The sequence below is a fragment of the Pseudomonas sp. nanlin1 genome (assembly GCF_045571515.1).
GTDB lineage: Bacteria > Pseudomonadota > Gammaproteobacteria > Pseudomonadales > Pseudomonadaceae > Aquipseudomonas.
On sequence record NZ_CP124218.1, the window covers coordinates 3,836,007 to 3,855,501 of the forward strand.

16 protein-coding genes are annotated in these 19,495 nt (G+C 60.2%); 2 read left to right on the forward strand and 14 right to left on the reverse strand.

Going from position 1 to position 19,495, the window contains the following annotated elements:
* Positions 1-94 precede the first annotated feature (94 nt).
* From QCL65_RS17635 to lexA, 7 genes are all read right to left on the reverse strand, one after another.
* Complete coding sequence (locus QCL65_RS17635; RefSeq protein ID WP_407310958.1) at positions 95-346, reverse strand: DUF1653 domain-containing protein; 252 nt, start codon at positions 344-346, stop codon at positions 95-97.
* Positions 347-417: 71 nt separating this feature from the next.
* Entirely contained in the window at positions 418-1,593 is a 1,176-nt protein-coding gene (gene fadA, locus QCL65_RS17640) for an acetyl-CoA C-acyltransferase FadA (protein ID WP_407310960.1), read from the reverse strand.
* A 40-nt stretch (positions 1,594-1,633) separates the two neighbouring features.
* Positions 1,634-3,781 carry a fatty acid oxidation complex subunit alpha FadB gene (gene fadB / locus QCL65_RS17645; RefSeq protein WP_407310962.1) on the reverse strand — a complete coding sequence of 716 codons (2,148 nt, stop codon included), beginning with the start codon at positions 3,779-3,781 and terminating at the stop codon, positions 1,634-1,636.
* Positions 3,782-4,274: 493 nt separating this feature from the next.
* Positions 4,275-7,376: an error-prone DNA polymerase gene (locus QCL65_RS17650; RefSeq protein WP_407310964.1), complete on the reverse strand. Its 3,102-nt coding sequence runs from the start codon at positions 7,374-7,376 to the stop codon at positions 4,275-4,277.
* A complete protein-coding gene (locus tag QCL65_RS17655; RefSeq protein ID WP_407310966.1) occupies positions 7,352-8,767 on the reverse strand; it encodes a Y-family DNA polymerase in 1,416 nt (471 codons plus the stop codon). The genes QCL65_RS17650 and QCL65_RS17655 overlap by 25 nt, the downstream gene beginning before the upstream one ends.
* A gap of 7 nt (positions 8,768-8,774) precedes the next feature.
* Complete coding sequence (gene imuA, locus QCL65_RS17660; protein WP_407316913.1) at positions 8,775-9,392, reverse strand: translesion DNA synthesis-associated protein ImuA; 618 nt, start codon at positions 9,390-9,392, stop codon at positions 8,775-8,777.
* Entirely contained in the window at positions 9,392-10,006 is a 615-nt protein-coding gene (lexA, locus tag QCL65_RS17665) for a transcriptional repressor LexA (RefSeq protein ID WP_407310968.1), read from the reverse strand. Before lexA ends, imuA begins: the two co-directional genes overlap by 1 nt.
* 91 nt (positions 10,007-10,097) lie before the next feature.
* Here lexA and QCL65_RS17670 point away from each other — a divergent pair, with 91 nt between their 5' ends.
* Both QCL65_RS17670 and QCL65_RS17675 read left to right on the forward strand, forming a co-directional pair.
* Complete coding sequence (locus tag QCL65_RS17670; RefSeq protein ID WP_407310970.1) at positions 10,098-10,763, forward strand: HAD family hydrolase; 666 nt, start codon at positions 10,098-10,100, stop codon at positions 10,761-10,763.
* Positions 10,764-10,788: 25 nt separating this feature from the next.
* Positions 10,789-11,271, forward strand: a complete 483-nt coding sequence (locus QCL65_RS17675; RefSeq protein WP_407310972.1) for a GNAT family N-acetyltransferase — start codon at positions 10,789-10,791, stop codon at positions 11,269-11,271.
* 1,224 nt (positions 11,272-12,495) lie between these two features.
* On the opposite strand, the gene QCL65_RS17680 is transcribed toward QCL65_RS17675, so the two are convergent.
* The 7 genes from QCL65_RS17680 to QCL65_RS17710 form a co-directional block, all read right to left on the reverse strand.
* Positions 12,496-13,107 (reverse strand): hypothetical protein, encoded by a 612-nt coding sequence (locus QCL65_RS17680; RefSeq protein WP_407310974.1) that lies wholly within the window; start codon positions 13,105-13,107, stop codon positions 12,496-12,498.
* A 250-nt stretch (positions 13,108-13,357) separates the two neighbouring features.
* Complete coding sequence (locus tag QCL65_RS17685; RefSeq protein WP_407310976.1) at positions 13,358-14,158, reverse strand: hypothetical protein; 801 nt, start codon at positions 14,156-14,158, stop codon at positions 13,358-13,360.
* A 68-nt stretch (positions 14,159-14,226) separates the two neighbouring features.
* Entirely contained in the window at positions 14,227-14,676 is a 450-nt protein-coding gene (locus tag QCL65_RS17690; RefSeq protein WP_407310978.1) for a hypothetical protein, read from the reverse strand.
* Positions 14,677-14,843: 167 nt separating this feature from the next.
* Entirely contained in the window at positions 14,844-16,115 is a 1,272-nt protein-coding gene (locus QCL65_RS17695; RefSeq protein WP_407310980.1) for an efflux RND transporter periplasmic adaptor subunit, read from the reverse strand.
* Positions 16,108-17,523 (reverse strand): TolC family protein, encoded by a 1,416-nt coding sequence (locus tag QCL65_RS17700; protein ID WP_407310982.1) that lies wholly within the window; start codon positions 17,521-17,523, stop codon positions 16,108-16,110. The genes QCL65_RS17695 and QCL65_RS17700 overlap by 8 nt, the downstream gene beginning before the upstream one ends.
* Positions 17,516-18,688: an ABC transporter permease gene (locus QCL65_RS17705; protein ID WP_407310984.1), complete on the reverse strand. Its 1,173-nt coding sequence runs from the start codon at positions 18,686-18,688 to the stop codon at positions 17,516-17,518. Before QCL65_RS17705 ends, QCL65_RS17700 begins: the two co-directional genes overlap by 8 nt.
* Complete coding sequence (locus QCL65_RS17710; RefSeq protein WP_407310986.1) at positions 18,685-19,383, reverse strand: ABC transporter ATP-binding protein; 699 nt, start codon at positions 19,381-19,383, stop codon at positions 18,685-18,687. The genes QCL65_RS17705 and QCL65_RS17710 overlap by 4 nt, the downstream gene beginning before the upstream one ends.
* Positions 19,384-19,495 lie beyond the last annotated feature (112 nt).

Sequence of the window (19,495 nt, forward strand, 5' to 3'; positions counted from 1 at the left end):
TCAGAAAATTCCTGAATTCGAAAAATGAAAGGCAGTGATGCCTTAGAGGCACCGCTATATATAGTGGCTATGAGGTGAGGTCAAGCGCCGAGGTTCAAGCGGTCGGTGCAGACGGGCCGGAAAACAGGCTGGTTTCAGCTTGTACCAAAGCAAAGCGCGGGACCTGCTCGCCGTCAACCTCGACTGACTCGATGAACATGCTCAAGGGCCGTACCCAGAAGCCGTATTCGCCATAAAGTGCTTGATAGAACACCACTTCCTCTTCGCTTTCGGAGTGCCGAGCCACGCTGAAGACCCGATACTCGGGGCCTTTGTAATGGCGGTAGAGGCCTGGTTGTAACTGCATGTTGGCAACTCCTAGAAACCTTAAAAACAAAAACCGGGGCACAGGGCCCCGGTTGTTTTCACCCGAACGCTCTACACGCGCTCGAATACCGTGGTAATGCCCTGGCCTAACCCCACGCACATGGTCGATACCCCAAAGGTACCGTCATTCTGCTTCATGACATTGAGCAGCGTGCCGGAAATCCGTGCCCCCGAACACCCAAAAGGGTGACCCAGGGCGATGGCGCCGCCATGCAGGTTAACCTTCTCATTCATCTTGTCGAGTACTTTCAAATCCTTGAGCACCGGCAGGGCCTGCGCCGCGAAGGCTTCATTGAGTTCGATGAAGTCGATGTCAGTGATGCTCAAACCCGCGCGCTTGAGCGCTTTCTGGGTAGCGGGCACTGGCCCGTAGCCCATGATTGCCGGGTCGACACCCGCCACGGCCATCGAACGAATCACTGCCAACGGGGTGATACCCAAATCCTGGGCCCGTTGCGCGGACATCACGATCATGCACGACGCACCGTCGGTGATCTGCGAGGAAGTGCCGGCCGTGACCGTACCGCCCTTTGGATTGAAAGCCGGCTTGAGTGCTGCCAGGCTTTCCAAGGTAGTGTCAGGGCGAATGGTTTCGTCGTAGTCGAACATCTTCAGAAAGCCGTTCTCGTCATACCCCTGCATGGGGATGATTTCATCCTTGAACTTGCCTTCCAGGGTCGCCTTGTGGGCCAACTGATGGGAACGCACGCCAAAGGCGTCTTGCTGCTCACGGGTGATACCGTGCATCTTGCCGAGCATTTCGGCGGTCAGGCCCATCATGCCCGAGGCTTTGGCCGCGTAAAGCGACATATGGGGGTTGGGGTCGACCCCGTGCATCATGCCCACGTGGCCCATGTGCTCGACGCCACCGACCACGAATACATCCCCGTTGCCGGTCATGATCGCTTGGGCGGCGGTGTGCAGCGCGCTCATGGACGAGCCGCACAGGCGGCTGACGGTCTGGCCTGCAGCGGTGTGCGGGATCTGGGTCATCAGCGACGCCATGCGCGCGATGTTCCAGCCCTGTTCCAGGGTCTGGTTCACGCAGCCCCAGATCACGTCTTCCACTTCGGCCGGGTCGACCTTGGCATTGCGCTCCAGCAGCTTGCTGATCAGGTGCGCAGACATGTCTTCGGCGCGGGTATTGCGGTGCATGCCACCCTTGGAGCGGCCCATCGGGGTACGACCGAAGTCGACAATCACCACGTCTCTAGGATTCAAGCTCATAAATCACTCTCACTATTCTGTGTAACCGCGGTGGACTCACTCAAGCGAAGAAGCGTTGGCCTTTCTCGGCCATTTCGCGCAGCTTGGCGGTTGGGTGGTACAACGGGCCCAGATCGGCATAGCGGTCGGCCATGGCAACGAATTCAGCCACACCCAGGGAGTCGATATAGCGCAACGCGCCGCCACGGAAGGGGGGAAATCCAATACCGTAAACCAAGCCCATATCGGCCTCGGCAGCGGTTTCAACGATGCGGTCTTCCAGGCAACGCACGGTTTCCAGGCAGAGCGGAATCATCATCCAGTTCAGGATGTCTTCGTCGCTCACTTCGCGCTGTTCGTAGATCACCGGCTTGAGCAGCTCCAGAACCGACGCGTCGGCCACCTTCTTCGGCTTGCCGCGCTTGTCGGTCTCGTAGGCATAGAAGCCCTTGCCGTTTTTCTGGCCCAGACGGTCGGCGTCGTAGAGAGCATCGATCGCGCTGCGGCGGTCGTCCTTCATACGGTCGGGGAAGCCTTCGGCCATGACGTCACGGCCATGGTGCCCGGTGTCGATACCGACTACGTCCATCAGGTAGGCAGGACCCATGGGCCAGCCAAATTTTTCCATGACTTTGTCGATGCGCACGAAGTCGACGCCGGCGCTGACCAGCTTGGCAAACCCACCAAAGTAAGGAAACAGCACGCGGTTGACCAAGAAGCCCGGGCAGTCGTTGACCACGATGGGGTTCTTGCCCATTTTCTTGGCATAGGCAACTGTGGTGGCAACCGCCACATCACTGGATTTCTCACCACGGATCACTTCCACCAGCGGCATCATGTGCACCGGGTTGAAAAAGTGCATGCCGACAAAGTTTTCCGGGCGTTTGAGTGCTTTAGCCAGCAGATTGATCGAGATAGTCGAGGTGTTGGACGCCAGGATGGTGTCGTCGCTGACCTGTCCTTCCACCTCAGCCAGCACGGCCTGCTTGACCTTGGGGTTCTCGACCACGGCCTCGACCACGATGTCGACGTGACCGAAGTCACCATAGGACAAGGTCGGGCGAATGTCGTTGAGCGCTTCAGCCATCTTCGCGGGGGTCAGGCGGCCTTTCTCGACACGCTTGCCGAGCAACTTGGACGCTTCGGCCAGGCCTTGTTCGATGCCTTTTTCGTTGATGTCTTTCATCAGGATAGGCGTGCCCTTGAGGGCTGACTGGTAGGCAATGCCGCCACCCATGATGCCAGCGCCCAGTACCGCAGCCTGCTTGACATCATGGGCGATAGCGTCATAGGCCTTGGCCTTGCGCTTGAGCTCCTGGTCGTTGAGAAACAGCCCGATCAAACTGTGCGCGGCTGGCGTCTTGGCCATCTTGACGAAACCATTGGCTTCGACTTCCAGGGCCTTTTCGCGACCGAAATTAGCGGCTTTCTGGATGGTTTTGATCGCCTCGACCGGTGCCGGGTAGTTAGGCCCGGCCTGGCCAGCAACGAAACCTTTGGCAGTTTCAAAAGCCATCATCTGCTCAATGGCGTTGAGCTTGAGCTTTTCCAGCTTGGGTTGGCGCTTGGCCTGGTAGTCGAATTCGCCTGCGATGGCGCGCTTTAGCAGGTCGACGGCGGCTTCGTGAAGTTTGTCCGGGGCGACCACGGCATCGACGGCGCCGACTTTGAGGGCGTCCTCACCGGTGTTTTCCTTGCCGGAGGCAATCCACTCGATAGCGTTATCGGCACCAATGATGCGCGGCAGGCGTACGGTACCGCCAAAGCCAGGGTAGATGCCCAATTTGACTTCAGGCAAGCCGATCTTGGCGCTGCTGGACATGACGCGATAGTCAGCGGCCAGGCCCATTTCCAGGCCGCCGCCCAGGGCAATGCCATTGATGGCGACGACGGTGGGCACTGGCAGGTCTTCGAAATCGCTAAAAATACGGTTGACTTCGATATTGCCGGCGACCAGCTCGGCCTCGGGCAGCTTGAAGTTTTCGACGAACTCGGTAATGTCGGCGCCGACGATAAATACGTCTTTGCCGCTGGTGACCACGACGCCTTTGAGCGAGGCGTCGGCTTTGAGGGTGTCTACCACCTGACGCAACTCGTTCAGGGTCAGACGATTGAATTTGTTGACGGACTCACCCTTGAGGTCGAAACACAGCTCGACGATGCCGCTTTCAAGAGCCTTAAGGGTGATGGCTTTACCTTCGTAAATCATCAACTGATCTCCACGATATGGAAGCTGAACGGTACACGCTGAACTCAAGCATAGAGGATGACGAGTCGTTCTTCGTTCTTGTTGCAGACTCAGCCAACCTCGACGCCCGGCATACCCGCCAGCGCGATAATCCGAGCGCGCCGGGCAAACGCCCGATTCATACGCCCGTTTGATTCGGGTGGCCTACATTCAGGGAAATCCTGCCAATTGTCAATTGCACGAAATACCCTGACAAAACCCGACTGCAGACAAACTACGCTAATAGACCTTTGTGACCATGGTTGGCGCGTGCTATACATCGCCTGGTAATAAAAACAGGAGGCGACCGCCGATTTCACGGGTATGCTCCTTCCCGACTGAACTTGGGCCTGGTTGACCTGCCCAAGGCGTACAGCAAAAAATTACCGGCCTGCCTGGCCAACCCCAGCCCGATGCTATTATCGGGCTTTTTAATGCCTGTTTTTTGCTGCCACCCTGGTCAGTGCCGCTCTTTTCAATGGAAGTCACGACTGCGCACATCCAGCCCCGCCAACCATTGCCCGCGGTCTTCAAGGTGACCGGCAATCACGTGGCGAACACCGTTGGCCGACTCTAGCCGGCCTTTGACCTGTAACAGCTGCGCCCCCACCAACACCCGGCGCTGGCGCTCGGCTAGATCTTTCCAGACCACCACGTTGACCATGCCGAACTCATCCTCCAGGGTGACGAATGTCACCCCACCTGCAGTGCCGGGGCGCTGGCGACCCGTGACCAAGCCGACGATCGTTACCGGTCGGCCGTGTTCGATACTGGCTAAATCCTTGGAGCTTCGACAGCGCAGGCCGGCCAGCTGCCCGCGCAGCAGCGCCAGTGGATGTGGGCCAAGGGTGGTACCGAGGGTGCTGTAATCTGCGAACAGGTTTTCCCCCACGCTGGGTTGCGGCAGTTCGACTTCAGGCTCGGGCCGTGGGCCCGTGTCGGCGAACAACGGCAACTGGCGTTCGACGCTCGCTACCTGCCAGCGCGCTTGGTAGCGGTGGCCCACCAGCCCTTGCAGTGCCCCTGCGTCAGCCAAAGCCGCCAAGCTGCGGCTGTCGAGCCTGGCCCGCTCGCTCAAATCGCTGATGTCCCGCCAAGGCCCCTGCCCTCGAGCCGCTTCGATGCTTCGGGCGGCGTCCTCCGAATAGCCGCGAATCATCCGCAGGCCCAGGCGAATGGCCGGTTGGGCCTGATCATCGGGGTGCAAGGTGCAGTCCCAGTCGCTGTAACGGACATCCACTGCCAAGGTGCGAATGCCATGGCGCCGAGCGTCCTGCAACACTTGGTCCGGGCTGTAGAAACCCATGGGCCAGCTGTTGATCAGGGCACATGCGAAGGCGGCCGGTTCATGACACTTGAGCCAGCAACTGGCATAGGTAAGCAAGGCAAAACTGGCGGCATGGGATTCGGGAAAACCGTAACTGCCAAAGCCTTTGATTTGCTCGAAGATGCGCGCCGCGAACTCCGCGCTATAGCCATTGCGCAGCATGCCGTCCATTAGCCGCTTCTGGTGGGGTTCAAGGCCGCCGTGGCGTTTCCAGGCGGCCATGGAGCGGCGCAATTGGTCCGCTTCGCCAGGGGTGTAGTCGGCGGCGACAATCGCCAGCGCCATGACTTGTTCCTGGAACAGCGGCACCCCCAGGGTGCGCTCGAACACCCCTTTCAAAGCTTCTGAGGGGTAAACGACGGCCTCTTCGCCGTTACGCCGCTTCAGATAAGGGTGGACCATATCGCCAACGATCGGCCCAGGCCTAACGATGGCCACTTCGATCACCAGGTCGTAGAACTTCTTCGGCCTGAGCCGTGGCAACATGGCCATTTGTGCCCGTGACTCGATCTGGAACACGCCCAAGGTGTCAGCCCGGCTGATCATAGCGTAGGTGGCGACGTCGTCCGGGGGGATGCGAGCCAGGTCCAGATCCAGCCCGCGATGCAGGCGCAGCAGGTCGAAGCAGCGGCGCAGCGCACTAAGCATCCCCAGGGCGAGGATATCGACCTTCAACAGCCCCATTAGATCAAGGTCGTCCTTGTCCCACTGAATCACCGTACGCTCAGGCATGGCGGCGTTTTCCACGGGCACCAGGGTGTCCAACGGCTCCTCGGAAATGACAAAACCACCCGGATGTTGCGACAGATGTCGAGGAAAACCGATCAGTTCGCCAGTCAGTGCCATCACCCGCCGCAGCACCGCGCTAGCCGGGTCGAAGCCCGCTTCGATCAAGCGTTCGGCCGGGGGCAAGCTGTCGCTCCAGCGGCTGAAGCAGCCCGCCAGGGCGTTGATTTGATCGGGCGGCAAACCCAGCACCCGGGCCACATCCCGTACCGCGCCAGCCCCGCGGTAGCTGCTGGCCACGGCCGTCAACGCCGCGCGGCCACGGCCATAGCGCTGGAATACGTATTGCAATACCTCTTCGCGGCGGTCGTGCTCGAAATCCACATCGATGTCGGGCGGTTCGTTGCGCTCCTTGGACAGAAAGCGCTCGAACAGCAGATTGGTCTGGTCAGGGTCCAACGCGGTGATGCCCAAGGCGTAGCACACCACCGAATTGGCTGCAGAGCCCCTGCCCTGACAAAGAATCGAGCGCGAGCGGGCAAAGCGGACGATGTCATGCACGGTGAGGAAATAGCTTTCATAGCCCATTTCGCCGATCAGCGTCAGTTCGGTCTGCGCTTGTTGGCTGGCCTTGGCCGTTGGGCCCTGTGGCCAGCGTTCACGCAGGCCACGGGCTGTCAGTTCGCGAAGCCAAGCGATAGCCGTATAGCCTTCTGGCACCAGTTCACGCGGGTATTGATAGCGCAGCTGGCCGAGATCGAACTGGCACTGCTGGGCGATGTTAACGCTTTCTGCCAACAGCTCCGGGGGATACAGCTCAGCCAGTTGCGCCAGAGAACGCAGGTGTCGCTCGCCATTAGAAAACAGTAAATGGCCGGCTTCTGCAACTTTCACATGATGGCGAATGGCGGTCATGGTGTCCTGCAGAGCGCGACGGCCGCGGGCATGCATGTGCACATCACCACAGGCCACCAACGGGATCTTCAGCACCCCACCCAAAGCCTGCCAACGCTGTAGGCGCAGTTGATCATCGGGCCCGCGGTGCAAGTGCAGCGCCAGCCACAGGCGCGCGCCGAACAAGCTCTTCAACCAATGGCCATGGGCGTAGTCGTGGGTTTCATCCGCGACCCACAACGCCAGCAACCCATTGAGGTCCACTTGGCTGAAATCTTCTCTCAACAGCCGATACTCACCTTTTGCGGCGCGACGCCGAGCCAACGTGATTAGCTTGCACAGCGCTTGGTAGCCGGCCAGGTCCTTGGCCAGCAACACACAGTGCGGCCCATCGGCGATGCGCATTTCACTCCCGACCAGCAGCGGCAATTGCACCTCACGGGCTGCCTGCCAGGCTCTGACAATACCCGCCAGGGTGCACTCGTCGGTGATCGCCAGCGCGCTGTAACCGTGGCGCCGCGCCCGCTCGAACAGTTCGCGGGCGCTGGAGGCACCGCGCTGAAAGCTGAAATTGGACAGGCAGTGCAGCTCGGCATAGGGCTGGCTCATGCGAACCAGCCTTGCAGCCACAACGGCCCGGTATCGCCAACGGTGCGGTAGGCCCAAGCGCACTGGCCATTGCGCATCTGCACCCGGTAATAGTCACGGCGCATATCACTGCCGTCCCACCAGCCGGACTCGATGCGCTCGGGCCCGGCCAGCACCTGTAACGCCGGCTCGGCCAACAAGGCGGGCTCGTGCAACAGCCACCCAGGGCGCGGGGGGGCCAGTTGCAAGTGACCTCCGGGGCCAGCACCGGGCAGCGCCAGAGCCCGCTCGGGGCGGTAGTCGGCATTGGCGCGTAACTCGTGTAGACAGTCGTCACCGAGCCTGGCGCGAATGCGCTCGCGCAGTTGCTCCCAAGGTTGGTTTTGCTGCGGTCGGGTATCGAACAGTGCCCCATGCACCGGGACAAACGCCGGAAGCTCCTGGGCCACCAAACGCAACGCGCGCACCGGCCCAGGCAGGCGTACCGGCTCTAGCCGGCCGCGGGCCAACTCGAACAACATGTCGGCTTGGCGCTCGGTACTCAACAAACCGACCGGGACCAGGGTGTCATCCCCTTCCACGTGTTCCAGGTGCAGGACAAAACGTTGCACACCGCCATCGCGGCCAGCGAGGAACGCCGCCAGGTCGTTGATCAGCCGACGTAGCGGAAACAGCAAAGCCTGTTGCGCCTGTACATCGAAATTGAACTCGATGCGGCCGTTGAAGTGGTCAGGCGGTGTGTAATAAGTGAGGCTCAAGGGCCTTAGCCCAAGCAGGCAATCAAGCTGGGCCAGCACCTCGCTGGGAAAGCGCCGGGCCAGGGTTTCCCGAGGCAGCGCCAACACTTGCCCTAGCCGCCGCAAGCCCATGCGGCTCAAGGCCGTGGCAGCCTCCCTGGGCAAGCCGACGCGGTCGATGGGCAATGGGTCGAGGGCGGCGCGCAAGGCTGGCTCATCGGTTACCGCAAAACTTTCGAAGGCATTGGCCAATACCCGTGCCGCTGCCGGGTTGGGCGCCAACGTGATGCGATGGCTGAACCCCAACTGGGTCAGCTCTTGGCGCAAACGTGCCTCGAACTGTGCCCAGGGGCCGAACAATCCAAAGCTGGACTGCACTTCCAGCAAGACCACACGCGGATAAAACAGGCTGACCTGGGAGCTGAAACCGTAGGCCCAGGCCGCCAGGAAAGCTTGCCAGTGTTCGATACGGGCGGCGTCATAGTCCTCGGTAGCGAAATGACTAGCCAGCATCCGCGCGGCCGTTAGCGACTGCCCAGGCCTGAGGCCCAGTGCCCGCGCTGCGGGATTAACGGCCTGCAGCACCCGGCGCTGGGCATTACCGGCGATCAGTGCCAGTGGGCGGTCGGGGTCAGCGCAACCTCGCTGGAGGCCATCAAGGGCCAGTTGCGGCAAAAGAATGCAAGCCCACAGCATGGCAACCTCAATGCCCCGCCACGAAGGCGATGGGCGTTGCCGGGGCGAGCCCGCCACGGCACTTGAGTACGCGTACTTGCGCCGGGTGCAGGTCGATGGCCAGGCGCAGCGCCGCAGGCGACGGGTTGTGCGCCGCACTGTGCGGCCTGCAGGCAAAAGCCAGGGTCTGGCCGGTTTCTGCCGCGACCTGCAACCGCCTCAGTGCACGGTCGTCCACCTGCTGTGGCCAGCACAGCACAGCCCCGCAACTGCCTGACCTTAGGCACTGCTCGGCGGCCCACAACGCATCGCTGCCTGCCGCCTCAATGAGTGACAGCCAGCGCAGGTCGACCCCAGCCGCTAGCCAGGCCTGGGGGTAAGGTTGATGCGGTGGCCCCACCAACACGACCCGCTCGCCTGCTTGGCTGAGACGGGCCAATGTCGGCCACAGCAAGGCCAATTCACCACTGCCATTGGCCGGTAGCAAGAGCTCGCTAAGGGCCGCCGCCGGCCAGCCGCCGCTGGGCAACACGGCGTCCAAGGTTGGATGCTCGGTAGGTTGCGCGCCCAGGGGCCTGGCGGGTTGGCGACCTTTCCAGACGCGCCGCTCATCCAACAAGCCGTCGAGGCTGACCACAGCCCCTATCATCGCCGCACCAGCCCGCAGAAAATCCCTTCGATCACGAAGTCTTGATCGGCACGCACTTCAATGGGCGCGTAGGCAGGGTTACGGGGCAATAGGCGAAAGCCCGAAGCGCTCGTCTCGAAACGCTTGATGGTCACTTCGCCGTCGAGCCGCGCCACGACGATCTGCCCGGCGCGGGCTTCGGCCTGGCGTTTAACCCCCACCAGATCGCCATCGAGAATGCCGTCGTCGATCATCGAATCGCCAGCGACCTGAAGGAGGAAGTCTGGGGGCAAGGCGAAGGTGCGCGGATCGAAGCGCAAGTGATCATGTTCACCTACCCCAGGATCGATGGGCCGCCCTGCGGCGACTCGACCCAGCACGGGAACCTCAAGCCACGGCAAAGCACTCTCGGGGTCGCGCAAGCGTATGCCCCGGGCCTGGTTGGGGCGCACTTCGATCAGGCCCAACTCGGTGAGGGCCAGAATATGCTTGCGCGCCACGCTGCGCGAAGCGAAGCCGAACGCCTCGGCGATTTCAGCGAGGCTCGGGGGTTGACCCTGTTCGGCGATACGTTCGCGGATAAAGGTCAGGATGGCGGTGCGGCGTGGAGATAAAGTCGTCATGGAGTACATTTGTACTCTTTCCGGTTTTTTTTGGCTAGCGCCTCTGGTCGTCTTTGCATCAACTGTTACGATAAGTCCTTTGCGCCCAAGGCCCTCCCCCATGCTCGAAGCCCTGCTGTTCGACCTCGATGGCACCCTGACCGATACCGACAAGCTGCATTTACCGGCTTTTCAGCAATTGCTGGCCGAACACGGACGCACCCTGAGCGCCGAAGAATTCGAAACCCACTGCAGTGGGCGGGCGAACCCGGTGTTGTTCGCTTACCTGTTTCCCGAGCACTCGGTGGCTGAGCGTGCAGCCCTGGCAGACCGTAAAGAGGCCTTGTTTCGCGCTATGGCGCCTACCCTTGAGCCCATTCCCGGCCTGATGCGCCTGTTGGATTTCGCCTCGGCCAAAGCCATCGGCATGGCGGTGGTCACCAACGCACCCCGCGCCAATGCCGAGCACATGCTCGACGCCCTCGGTTTGAGCAGCCGCTTTGACGCCTTGGTCATCGCCGAAGAACTGCCCCGGGCCAAGCCCGACCCCCTGCCCTACTTGACCGGCCTTGAGCGGCTCAAGGGCCGCGCCGAAGCCGCGCTGGCTTTCGAGGACTCCGTGCCTGGGCTGACGGCAGCGGTCAAGGCCGGTGTGTTCACCGTCGGCCTGGCTACCAGCCAAAGCCCGCAGGCCTTGCTGGATGCAGGTGCTGGTTTGGTGATCAAAGACTTCGAAGACGAACGCCTATGGCAAGTGGTCGACCGTTTTCTCAGCCAAACCCACTGATCCATACCTACCCCAGGAGTGGCCTGTGAGCCTGTCCATCCGTGCCGCCAATGCGGCTGACGCCGAAACGATTCTGGCTTTCATCACCGAGCTTGCCGTGTATGAAAAAGCCGAACACGAAGTCCTGGCCAACATCGCCGACATCGAGCGTACCTTGCTGGATCCGAACTCCCCAGCCAAGGCTCTGATCTGCCTGAACAACGACCAACCCGTGGGGTTCGCGTTGTACTTTCTCAGCTATTCCACCTGGCTGGGACGCCCTGGCTTGTATCTGGAAGACCTGTATGTCGCACCGCAGCAACGCGGATTGGGCGCTGGCAAGAAATTATTGCAGCACCTGGCCCGCATCGCCGTGGAAAACGACTGCGGGCGCTTCGAGTGGAGCGTGCTGGATTGGAACGAACCGGCGATTCGCTTCTACGAAGCCATCGGCGCCAAAGCGCAACCGGAATGGGTGCGCTATCGCCTGGCAGGTGATGACCTGCGCCAATTCGCCGAAACGGGTTAACCTGCACCCGCAAAGTTTCGCACAATCTCTGTTGGCGGATCTGTGGATAACATGTTCGCGCTCCCCTGCAGGCCTTATACGGTAAGGCCTGTAGGGGATCGATTAAATATTGATCGATCCCCCTGAAAAACCGGGCTTTCGAAAAAGTCACGTGTTTTCAGCAAGTTAATTGATACGTGAATGGGTCAGCGAGAGTTCGGGGGCAAGGCCCCCTCCTACGGTCAGCGACATATCTCTCAAATATGCCCCAAATCGTAGGAGGGGGCTCGCCCCCGAGCTCTTCCCCCGGCAAACACAAACCCGCTAGCCAGCCCGTCAGCAGGCCGAGGCAGGCGCAAACACAGCCGCAAAGTTTCGCACAATCTCTGTTGGCGGATCTGTGGATAACATGTTCGCGCTCCCCTGCAGGCCTTATACGGTAAGGCCTGCAGGGGATCGATTAAATATTAATCGATCTCCATGGAAAACCCGCTTTTTGAAAAAGTCACGTGTTTTCAGCAAGTTAATTGATACGTGAATGGGTCGGCAAGAGCTCGGGGGCAAGGCCCCCTCCTACGGTCAGCGACATATCTCTAAAATATGCCCCAAATCGTAGGAGGGGGCTCGCCCCCGAGCTCTTCCCCCGGCAAACACAAACCCGCTAGACAGCCCGTCAGCAGGCCAAGGCAGGCGCAGACACAGCCGCAAAGTTTCGCACAATCTCTGTTGGCGGATCTGTGGATAACATGTTCGCGTTACTCTGCAGGCCTTATACGGTAGGGCCTGCAGGGGATCGATTAAATATTGATCGATCTCCATGGAAAACCCGCTTTTTGAAAAAGTCACGTGTTTTCAGCAAGTTAATTGATACGTGAATGGGTCAGCGAGAGCTCGGGGGCAAGGCCCCCTCCTACGGTCAGCGACATATCTCTAAAATATGCCCCAAATCGTAGGAGGGGGCTCGCCCCCGATCTCTTCCCCCCGGCAAACACAAACCCGCTAGACAGCCCGTCAGCTGGCCGAGGCAGGTTGAAACACAGCCGCAAAGTTTCGCACAATCTCTGTTGGCGGATCTGTGGATAACATGTTCGCGTTCCCCTGCAGCCCTTGTGTAGCAAGGCCTGCAGGGGATCGATCAAATATTGATCGATCTCCATGGAAAATCCGCTTTTTGAAAAAGTCACGTCTTTTCAGCGACTTAGTTCGTACCTGAAATGCAGGGCCTAGGGCCCTGCTATCGGCCGCCTAGGCCACCGGTAAGCTTTCAGATAAGTCTTCGCGTGGCGGGAATAGCAGGTCGAACAGGGTTCTCATTTCTGCTGGATTAGCGTTCACCGGAAGGGGGTCATTGGGGCGGTTCATGTTAGTTTGTAGTTCAGCTGCGTAATTGAGAGGGTAGCGAGCCCGTTCGATGGCTGGTAAGGCCTGATAGTGATCCAGGATTTCTTTGAAAAATTCCTTTCTGCCTCCGGACTGTGAGTACTCAATATCCCCTCTTGCTATAAGCGAAGTCCGCCATGCATTATCTCTCTCTGATGTCTCGCAAAAGGCCGCCTGCCGTTCGTTGATCGTGTAGGCACCGCTGTCATCATAGGTAATCAATACCAATTGTTCATTAGACAAACCTGCGAAGGGATTGGCAACACTGCCTTTGGTCCCGTTATGCACACTCTTTATGAAGTCTGATGATTGCTTTGCACGTTCCAACCACTCAAGATCATCCGTATCGGGAACGAAAGAGTCGTGTTTTTCTCGATTAGAGTAGTAGTTGGGACCCATTATTTGGGCCTTTAGCTCTGTGGCCTTATCCGCCAACGCTTTATGCCCCAACTCACTGTCGCGCTTTTCTGCCCTCACGGCACTATCGTATAAACGACTGGCCAGACTCGACAATGTGGCTTTGTCTTGCCCGTCTGGTAGGCTGTTGCGGTCCGCTGACTCCACAGACGCTATAGGCTTATGAGTACCCTTACTGCTTGGCTGGCTAGCGGGCACAACGCTGGAATGCACTTTTATTATCATCATTTTTCCTCTAACTCACTGCAAACCACACAGCAAAAATTTTCGCAACTAAAACCCCAGATAGCTAACTACTATAAAATAGCAATTAAGATTTCTCAGCCGCTTTGCCAATTCCAACCAGTCCGTTTTCCGATAAATTTTCACGAGGAGGAAAAAGTATATCGAACAAGGTTTTCATTTCTTGCGGGTTGGCATTTACTGGCAATGGGTCATTGGGTTGATTCATTTTGTTCTGCAGGTCCGAGACATAGTCGGCCGGGTACTGAGTCCGCTCGATGGGTGAGAGCGTCCAATAATTATCTATAATTTCCTGATAAAAATCTTTCATCCCGCCCGTGCGCGAGTATTCCTCGTTCCCCCGCGCAAGCAAACCCGTGCGCCATGCACTTTCCCTTCCTGCTGTCTCGAACGCGGCCGCTTGACGTTCGTTCAGGGTAAATGCGCCACTGTCATCGTAGGTAATCAATGCCAATTGCTCATTTGACAGGTTAGCGAAAGGATTAGCCACACTGTCCTTAAAGCCATTATGGGCAGCTTTCACGTAATCGGATGCTTGTTTGGCGCGCGCTAACCATTCAAGGTCGTCCGTATCAGGCACATAAGCATCGTGTTTCTCACGATTACTGTAATAGTCAGCCCCCCATATTTGCGACCTTAACGCTTTCATAACATTAGTAAGTTCGGCATGTCCCAATCCACTTTCGCGAGCGTCGGCCCGCAAAGCACTGGCACTTAAACGGCTCGCCAAGCTAGACAATGCCGGCTGCTCATGTATATCTTTGACAAGCATTTCCTCAGCAGATTCATTCAAATAACAATTACCATTTGCACTGACAACGCTACTTGAACAATAGAATCTTGCAACCTCATAAACATTACCAATCATATTGTTGACCCCCTACACCCAATAAATCTGCCCCGTCACGACTGAAACGGGGCAGATGTTTTAAACCACTACCGCATCAGAAATTCAACAACCCAAGTATGATCATTGTAATTAGTTTTAGTTATGGTCGCAGTACATGTAGCCCCATTAGAAGGTGTGGCCGCTTTAGTCCACTTCGGAGTCATAGAACCTCCCGCCCCCATCATATTCACATAGGTGGTAGAAAACACACACTCTTTTCGACCCATCCTGTAACGAACGTAAGCCCAGTTAGTATTCGGACTAATTAAACTTTGGACATCATAAGAGTTTGAGCATGATGCAAAAACTTCGTTTTCCGGCTTTGGACTGGAATTTAAATAGGTACTATTCTCGTTCGAATTCTCTCTAACGTTCAATGCAGACTCACTCCCCTGATTCTTAAAAACCACTGTAACCTTAGGCCCCGCATACACCCCTCCCCCCATCACCAAGCCACTCACCAACACACCCACTTTAAAACTCATCATTCTTTTCATCACAACATTCCTTATCGCTTTATTTGATGTTTGGGCTCACTGCCCGTTACCACTGTCTCCTCGGCCAAGGTCGAAGGCGCTGCCTTCCACATCCCTGTCCCTGGCCGTTGCCCACCGCTCCCAGCCTGCTCGGTTATCCGGCACAAGAGCGTTGGCCTCCTGGCGAGTCATGTGTCTGGTTCTGTGCCGAGCCCTCCCCATTCAGGTGCCAGTTCTTCGCTGGTCAATTCACGCACTTGCCCGGCTTGCAAACCGAACACTTCTAAACCCTCCGGCAAGGCGCGGCCCAGGGTCACGGCGCGCAGGGTGACGCTGCCGCCAGGCCCAGGGCGGTATTGGACCTGGTAGCCTTCGGGGCCGCGGCGCACGGTTTGAACCGGCACCACCCAGGCGCTTTCGCGCTGGTAGATCACCACCGACATGCGCGTGCTCATACCCAGGCGCAGGCGGGCGCGCTGTGTATCGGGCACAGGCTGGAGCAGCGCGCGGACGCGGTAGCGCACGCTGGTGGCGGAGCCGCCTTGGGTGACCGGCTCTTGGCTTAGGTGAGCGATATGGCCTGGCAGGGTCAGGCCGCTGAAGCCGTCGCCTTGCACTTCGACGGGTTGCTCTAGCTGCAAAGCATGCAGGTCGCTTTCATCGACTTCAGCGTCGACCGCCAATTGTTCGAGGCTGGCAAGCTGAAACAAGCCCTGGCCTTGAGTCAAACGGCTGCCTTCATCCAGTGATAACAGCGCACTACCTTGCTCTGGCGCGCGGCTGAGAATGCCGCTAAATGGCGCCACGATCTGCGTTGTGCCCCTCTGCTGTGCCACGGCATCGAAGCGCGCCTGAGCATTGGCTAGCTGCAAACGTGCGACGTTTAGATCGTCGTCACGGTCCAACAAGCCGCGCAGCTCGCCCTCGGCACTGGCCACATCGAGCCGTTGCAGGCTGGTCTGCTGCTCCAGCGCCTCGACCTCCATGCGCGGGACGATCCCCTGGGCCAGTAACCCCTGGGTTTCGGCCAACTGCCGCTGGGTTTGCGCAAGGCCCAGGCGTGCGGCCGCAAGGCTGCGTCGGGCGCGCGCGACCTCGGCGCTGGTGGCCCAGTTTTCCAGGTCGGCAACCGCTCGGCGCGACGTCAGCAGGAGCGCCTGGGCATCGCGCCAGGCGGGGTCGTGCAGATGGGTGTCCAGCTCAAGCAGCACTTGACCCCGTTCGACCTGCTGGCCCGGCTCGGCCAGACGCTGTTTCACCAGGGCATCAAAAGGCGCGCTGAGCATTACCTGGCGTGCAGGTTGCAACAGGCCGACCAACCCCAGACGAACCGTGACCGGCTGCGCGCGGACCTCGTGCCATAAGGCTTCGGCCGGCGCTGGCGCTACCGGCCACAGGCTCCAGGCCAGTGCCGCGCAGAGCACTAGCCCCAGCCCGATCGTACCGTTGAGCTTAGTCATGCACGCTGATCTCCCACCGCTGCAAAGTCAGCCCCAGCACTTCGTCCAGGCGGCTTTGGCCATTGAGGTAAGCGATGCGCGCGGCGAGCTGGGCGTGCTCAGCGGCGCGCCGGTCGCTTTCGAAACTCAGTACCTGAAAGTTGCTGGACCTACCGGCCTGAAGCTTTTGCTGCTCGATATCCAATTTGCGAATGGCCAACTGCGCGGCTCGCCCGGCCAGGTTCAGTTGCCGCCATTGGGTGGCCGTTTCGCGCAGCGCAGCCGTCACCTCCAAGGCCAACTGCGCCGAGGCCTGTTCGCTGCGCAGGCGCTGGTCGGCCACGGCCACTTCGGCATGCACCTGGCGCTGACGCGCAGTGGAATCGCCCAAAGGCACCTCTAACTGCAGCCCGGCATAGCTGTCCCAACGCCGCTGGGTGCGCGCGCCCTGCCAGCGTTCACGCACCTGGCTGGCCCCGCCCACCAAGGCCAAGTCCCATAAACGTTGGTTGTTGGCCAATAGCAGGTTGAGCTCCACCTGGCGCGCTGCAATCTGTTGGATCAAGTAGTCAGGCCGCTGCTGGCGGGCCAAAGCCTGGGCATTGGCCAAGGTCAGGTCTGGCTCGACCACGGCCAGGTCGTCGCTGGCGTCGATCATGGTGTCCGGGGCTAGGGCCAGTAATTGCAAGAGGGCTTCGCGGCTGCCTTGCAATTGATTACGCGCCTGCTCAACGCCGAGTTCTTGGCTGGCGTCGTCCGCTTCGGCCTGGACAATGTCGAATTCAGCCAGGCGCCCCGCGGCAATCAGGGCGCGATTCACCGCCAGTAATTGCTGCGAGCGCTGCCAGGCCTCACGGGCCAGGCGCAATTGCTCTTGGCTGTGCAGTAACCCACGGTAGGCCAAGGCCACCTGGGTCACGTTGTGGGTCAAACTGGCGCGCAGGTTGAGCCGGTGCACACGTTCGTCCAGCTCGGCCAGGCGTACCGGCGCCATCCCCACTTCAGGGCCAGCATCACGCAGCAGAGGCTGGACCAGGTTGAAGTCGACCCCTTCGTTGTATAGGTCGTCGGCGCGGTTGGCCTGGTTCAACTGGTGGCTCCAACCCAGGTTGACCCGCGTACCCCAAGGGCTGAGCACACTGGCCTGCGGCTCCAAGCCATGCTGACGAGAACGGTCGCCTTGGTCGCGGTTGACCTGGCTGCGGGCGTTGAGGATCAGGCGGGGCTGAAAACGCTCCCGCGCCACCTGCAGGTCGAACTTTTGCGCGACCCGCTGCAGGTAAGCACTGCGTACATGCCGGTTGTCGCGCAGGGCCAGCGCCACCGCATCGGCCAGGCTCAGCTCAAGCCGCTCAGCGCTCACGCCGGTCGCCATCGCCCAGACCGGTAGCAGCATCGCCAATAGCCCTGCCATGCACCGTTTAGTCATCGCGCAGTGCCTGCACTGGCGCCAAGCGTGAGGCCTGCATGGCTGGATAAACACCGGCGATCAGCCCGACCAGAGCTGCGCTGCCTGCGCCTAAAGGCACGCTGTATCCAGGTATCACCAGGGCCCAGGCAGCCTGCGCGGTGAAGCCCCAGGCCAAGACCAGCCCCAACAACGCCCCGGCCGAAGCGCCGACGGCCGACAACGCCAGCGCCTCGAACACAAACATCGCGCGAATATCCTGCTGACGTGCCCCCAGCGCCAAGCGCACGCCTATTTCCTGGCGCCGTTGGCTGACGCTCATCAGCATCACGGTCATCACCCCAAGGCCACCGGCCAGCAACGCCACCGCCGCCAGCCCGGCGAGCAAGCGGTTGAAGGTCACCCGCTGATGGCGAATGCCATCGAGCAATTGCCGGGGCACCTGCATGTCGACATGCTCCACCCCAGGCAGCACGCTGAGACGGCCTGCAAGACGCTGGGCCAGTTGCTCCAGGCCGGTCACCGTTCCACCCGCAAGCACTTGAGCGATATGGGCCTGGGCCGCCAGCCGCCGCAGGCTGGCCAGGGGAATCAGCACGGCGTCGTCCAGATCCAGGTTCAATGCGCCACCCATGGGCGCCGCCTCGATAACCCCGAGGACCTGAAACAGGTCTCGCTCGATCTGCACGAAATCCCCCACTTGCACTGGCCCCCCCGCGTTGGCCAAGGTTTGCGCACGCTGGCTGCCCAATACTGCGACCGCTTGGCCCCGGTCGAACGGCGAAAGAAAACGCCCTTGGGCCATGCGCAGGTCGAGCAATAGCGCCAACGCGGGGGTTGCCCCCAAAATACTGCTCGAATGGGCCTGCCCGCGATAGCGCACGGCCCCGGCCTGGAACCCCAGCGGCGCCAGTGCGCGCAATCCGCCAATGGCCCGGGTGTCCAGGCCCGCCAGGCTTATGGGCAACCGCGCGCCCTGCAAATGGGCCACCACCAGGTCACTGCCTAACCCCACGAACGCACGCTGTGCTTCCTGCGCGGCGCTGGCGCCGATGCAGGACAACGCAACCATGGCGGCACTGCCGATCACCATCCCTAGCAAGGCCAACCCGCCCCGCCCCCCGGCCACCGCCAGATTTCCCAACGCCTCGGCGAGCAGGTCACGCCGACGCGCGTAGCCGTTCATTCGCACAACCGCCCATGCTCCAGGCGCAATTGCCGTTGCAGGCGCGCGGCCAGGCGCGGGTCGTGGGTCACCATGATCAAGCTGACACCGCGCTGTGCATTTAGCCGTAACAGCAGGTCCACCACCCCATCGGCGCTGGCCTGGTCAAGGTTGCCCGTGGGCTCATCAGCCAGAATCACCTGGGGTTCGCCCACCAGGGCGCGGGCGATCGCTACCCGTTGGCGTTGCCCACCGGACAACTCGGCGGGCCGATGGCGCGCGCGTGATTCAAGGCCCACCTGCTGCAACAGCGGCCACGCCATGGCCTGGGCTTGGTGACGCGGTATACCGCGATAGAGCAAGGGTAAGGCGACATTGTCGAGCACGCTCAGGCGCGGCAACAGGTGAAAGCTTTGGAAGACAAAACCGATCTGGCGATTGCGCCACCCTGCACGCTGGTCGGCCGAAGCCTGGGTGACGTCGCGGCCGGCCATGATCAACCTGCCGCTGAGCGGTGTTTCGAGCAATCCCAACAGGTTGAGGAGCGTGCTCTTGCCGGAGCCAGAAGCACCGAGCAAGGCGCAGCTTTGGCCATAAGCCAGGGTCAGATCGAGGCGGTCGAGCACGCCAATCTGCCCCGCCGGGGTCGAGTAGCCGTGGCTGACGCAGTGCAAGGCGAACAGAGGATGCTCGCCAGAGGGGGCGCAGGTAGGCATGAGACGCTCCGTGTCCTACAACTCGATCAGAATTTATCCCACGGGGTCGAGGGATTTTTCGTGGAGCGAATTGTAGGCAGGGAGGCCGCTGACTTGCGCGGTGGGCGTTGTA

Bases quoted from the DNA above. Each gene is read 5' to 3' on its own strand.
- QCL65_RS17635 (WP_407310958.1), bottom strand. From the start codon at position 346: ATGCAGTTACAACCAGGCCTCTACCGCCATTACAAAGGCCCCGAGTAT.
- fadA (WP_407310960.1), bottom strand. From the start codon at position 1,593: ATGAGCTTGAATCCTAGAGACGTGGTGATTGTCGACTTCGGTCGTACC.
- fadB (WP_407310962.1), bottom strand. From the start codon at position 3,781: ATGATTTACGAAGGTAAAGCCATCACCCTTAAGGCTCTTGAAAGCGGC.
- QCL65_RS17655 (WP_407310966.1), bottom strand. From the start codon at position 8,767: ATGCTGTGGGCTTGCATTCTTTTGCCGCAACTGGCCCTTGATGGCCTC.
- lexA (WP_407310968.1), bottom strand. From the start codon at position 10,006: ATGTACTCCATGACGACTTTATCTCCACGCCGCACCGCCATCCTGACC.
- QCL65_RS17670 (WP_407310970.1), top strand. From the start codon at position 10,098: ATGCTCGAAGCCCTGCTGTTCGACCTCGATGGCACCCTGACCGATACC.
- QCL65_RS17685 (WP_407310976.1), bottom strand. From the start codon at position 14,158: ATGATTGGTAATGTTTATGAGGTTGCAAGATTCTATTGTTCAAGTAGC.
- QCL65_RS17690 (WP_407310978.1), bottom strand. From the start codon at position 14,676: ATGAAAAGAATGATGAGTTTTAAAGTGGGTGTGTTGGTGAGTGGCTTG.
- QCL65_RS17695 (WP_407310980.1), bottom strand. From the start codon at position 16,115: ATGACTAAGCTCAACGGTACGATCGGGCTGGGGCTAGTGCTCTGCGCG.
- QCL65_RS17700 (WP_407310982.1), bottom strand. From the start codon at position 17,523: ATGACTAAACGGTGCATGGCAGGGCTATTGGCGATGCTGCTACCGGTC.
- QCL65_RS17705 (WP_407310984.1), bottom strand. From the start codon at position 18,688: ATGAACGGCTACGCGCGTCGGCGTGACCTGCTCGCCGAGGCGTTGGGA.
- QCL65_RS17710 (WP_407310986.1), bottom strand. From the start codon at position 19,383: ATGCCTACCTGCGCCCCCTCTGGCGAGCATCCTCTGTTCGCCTTGCAC.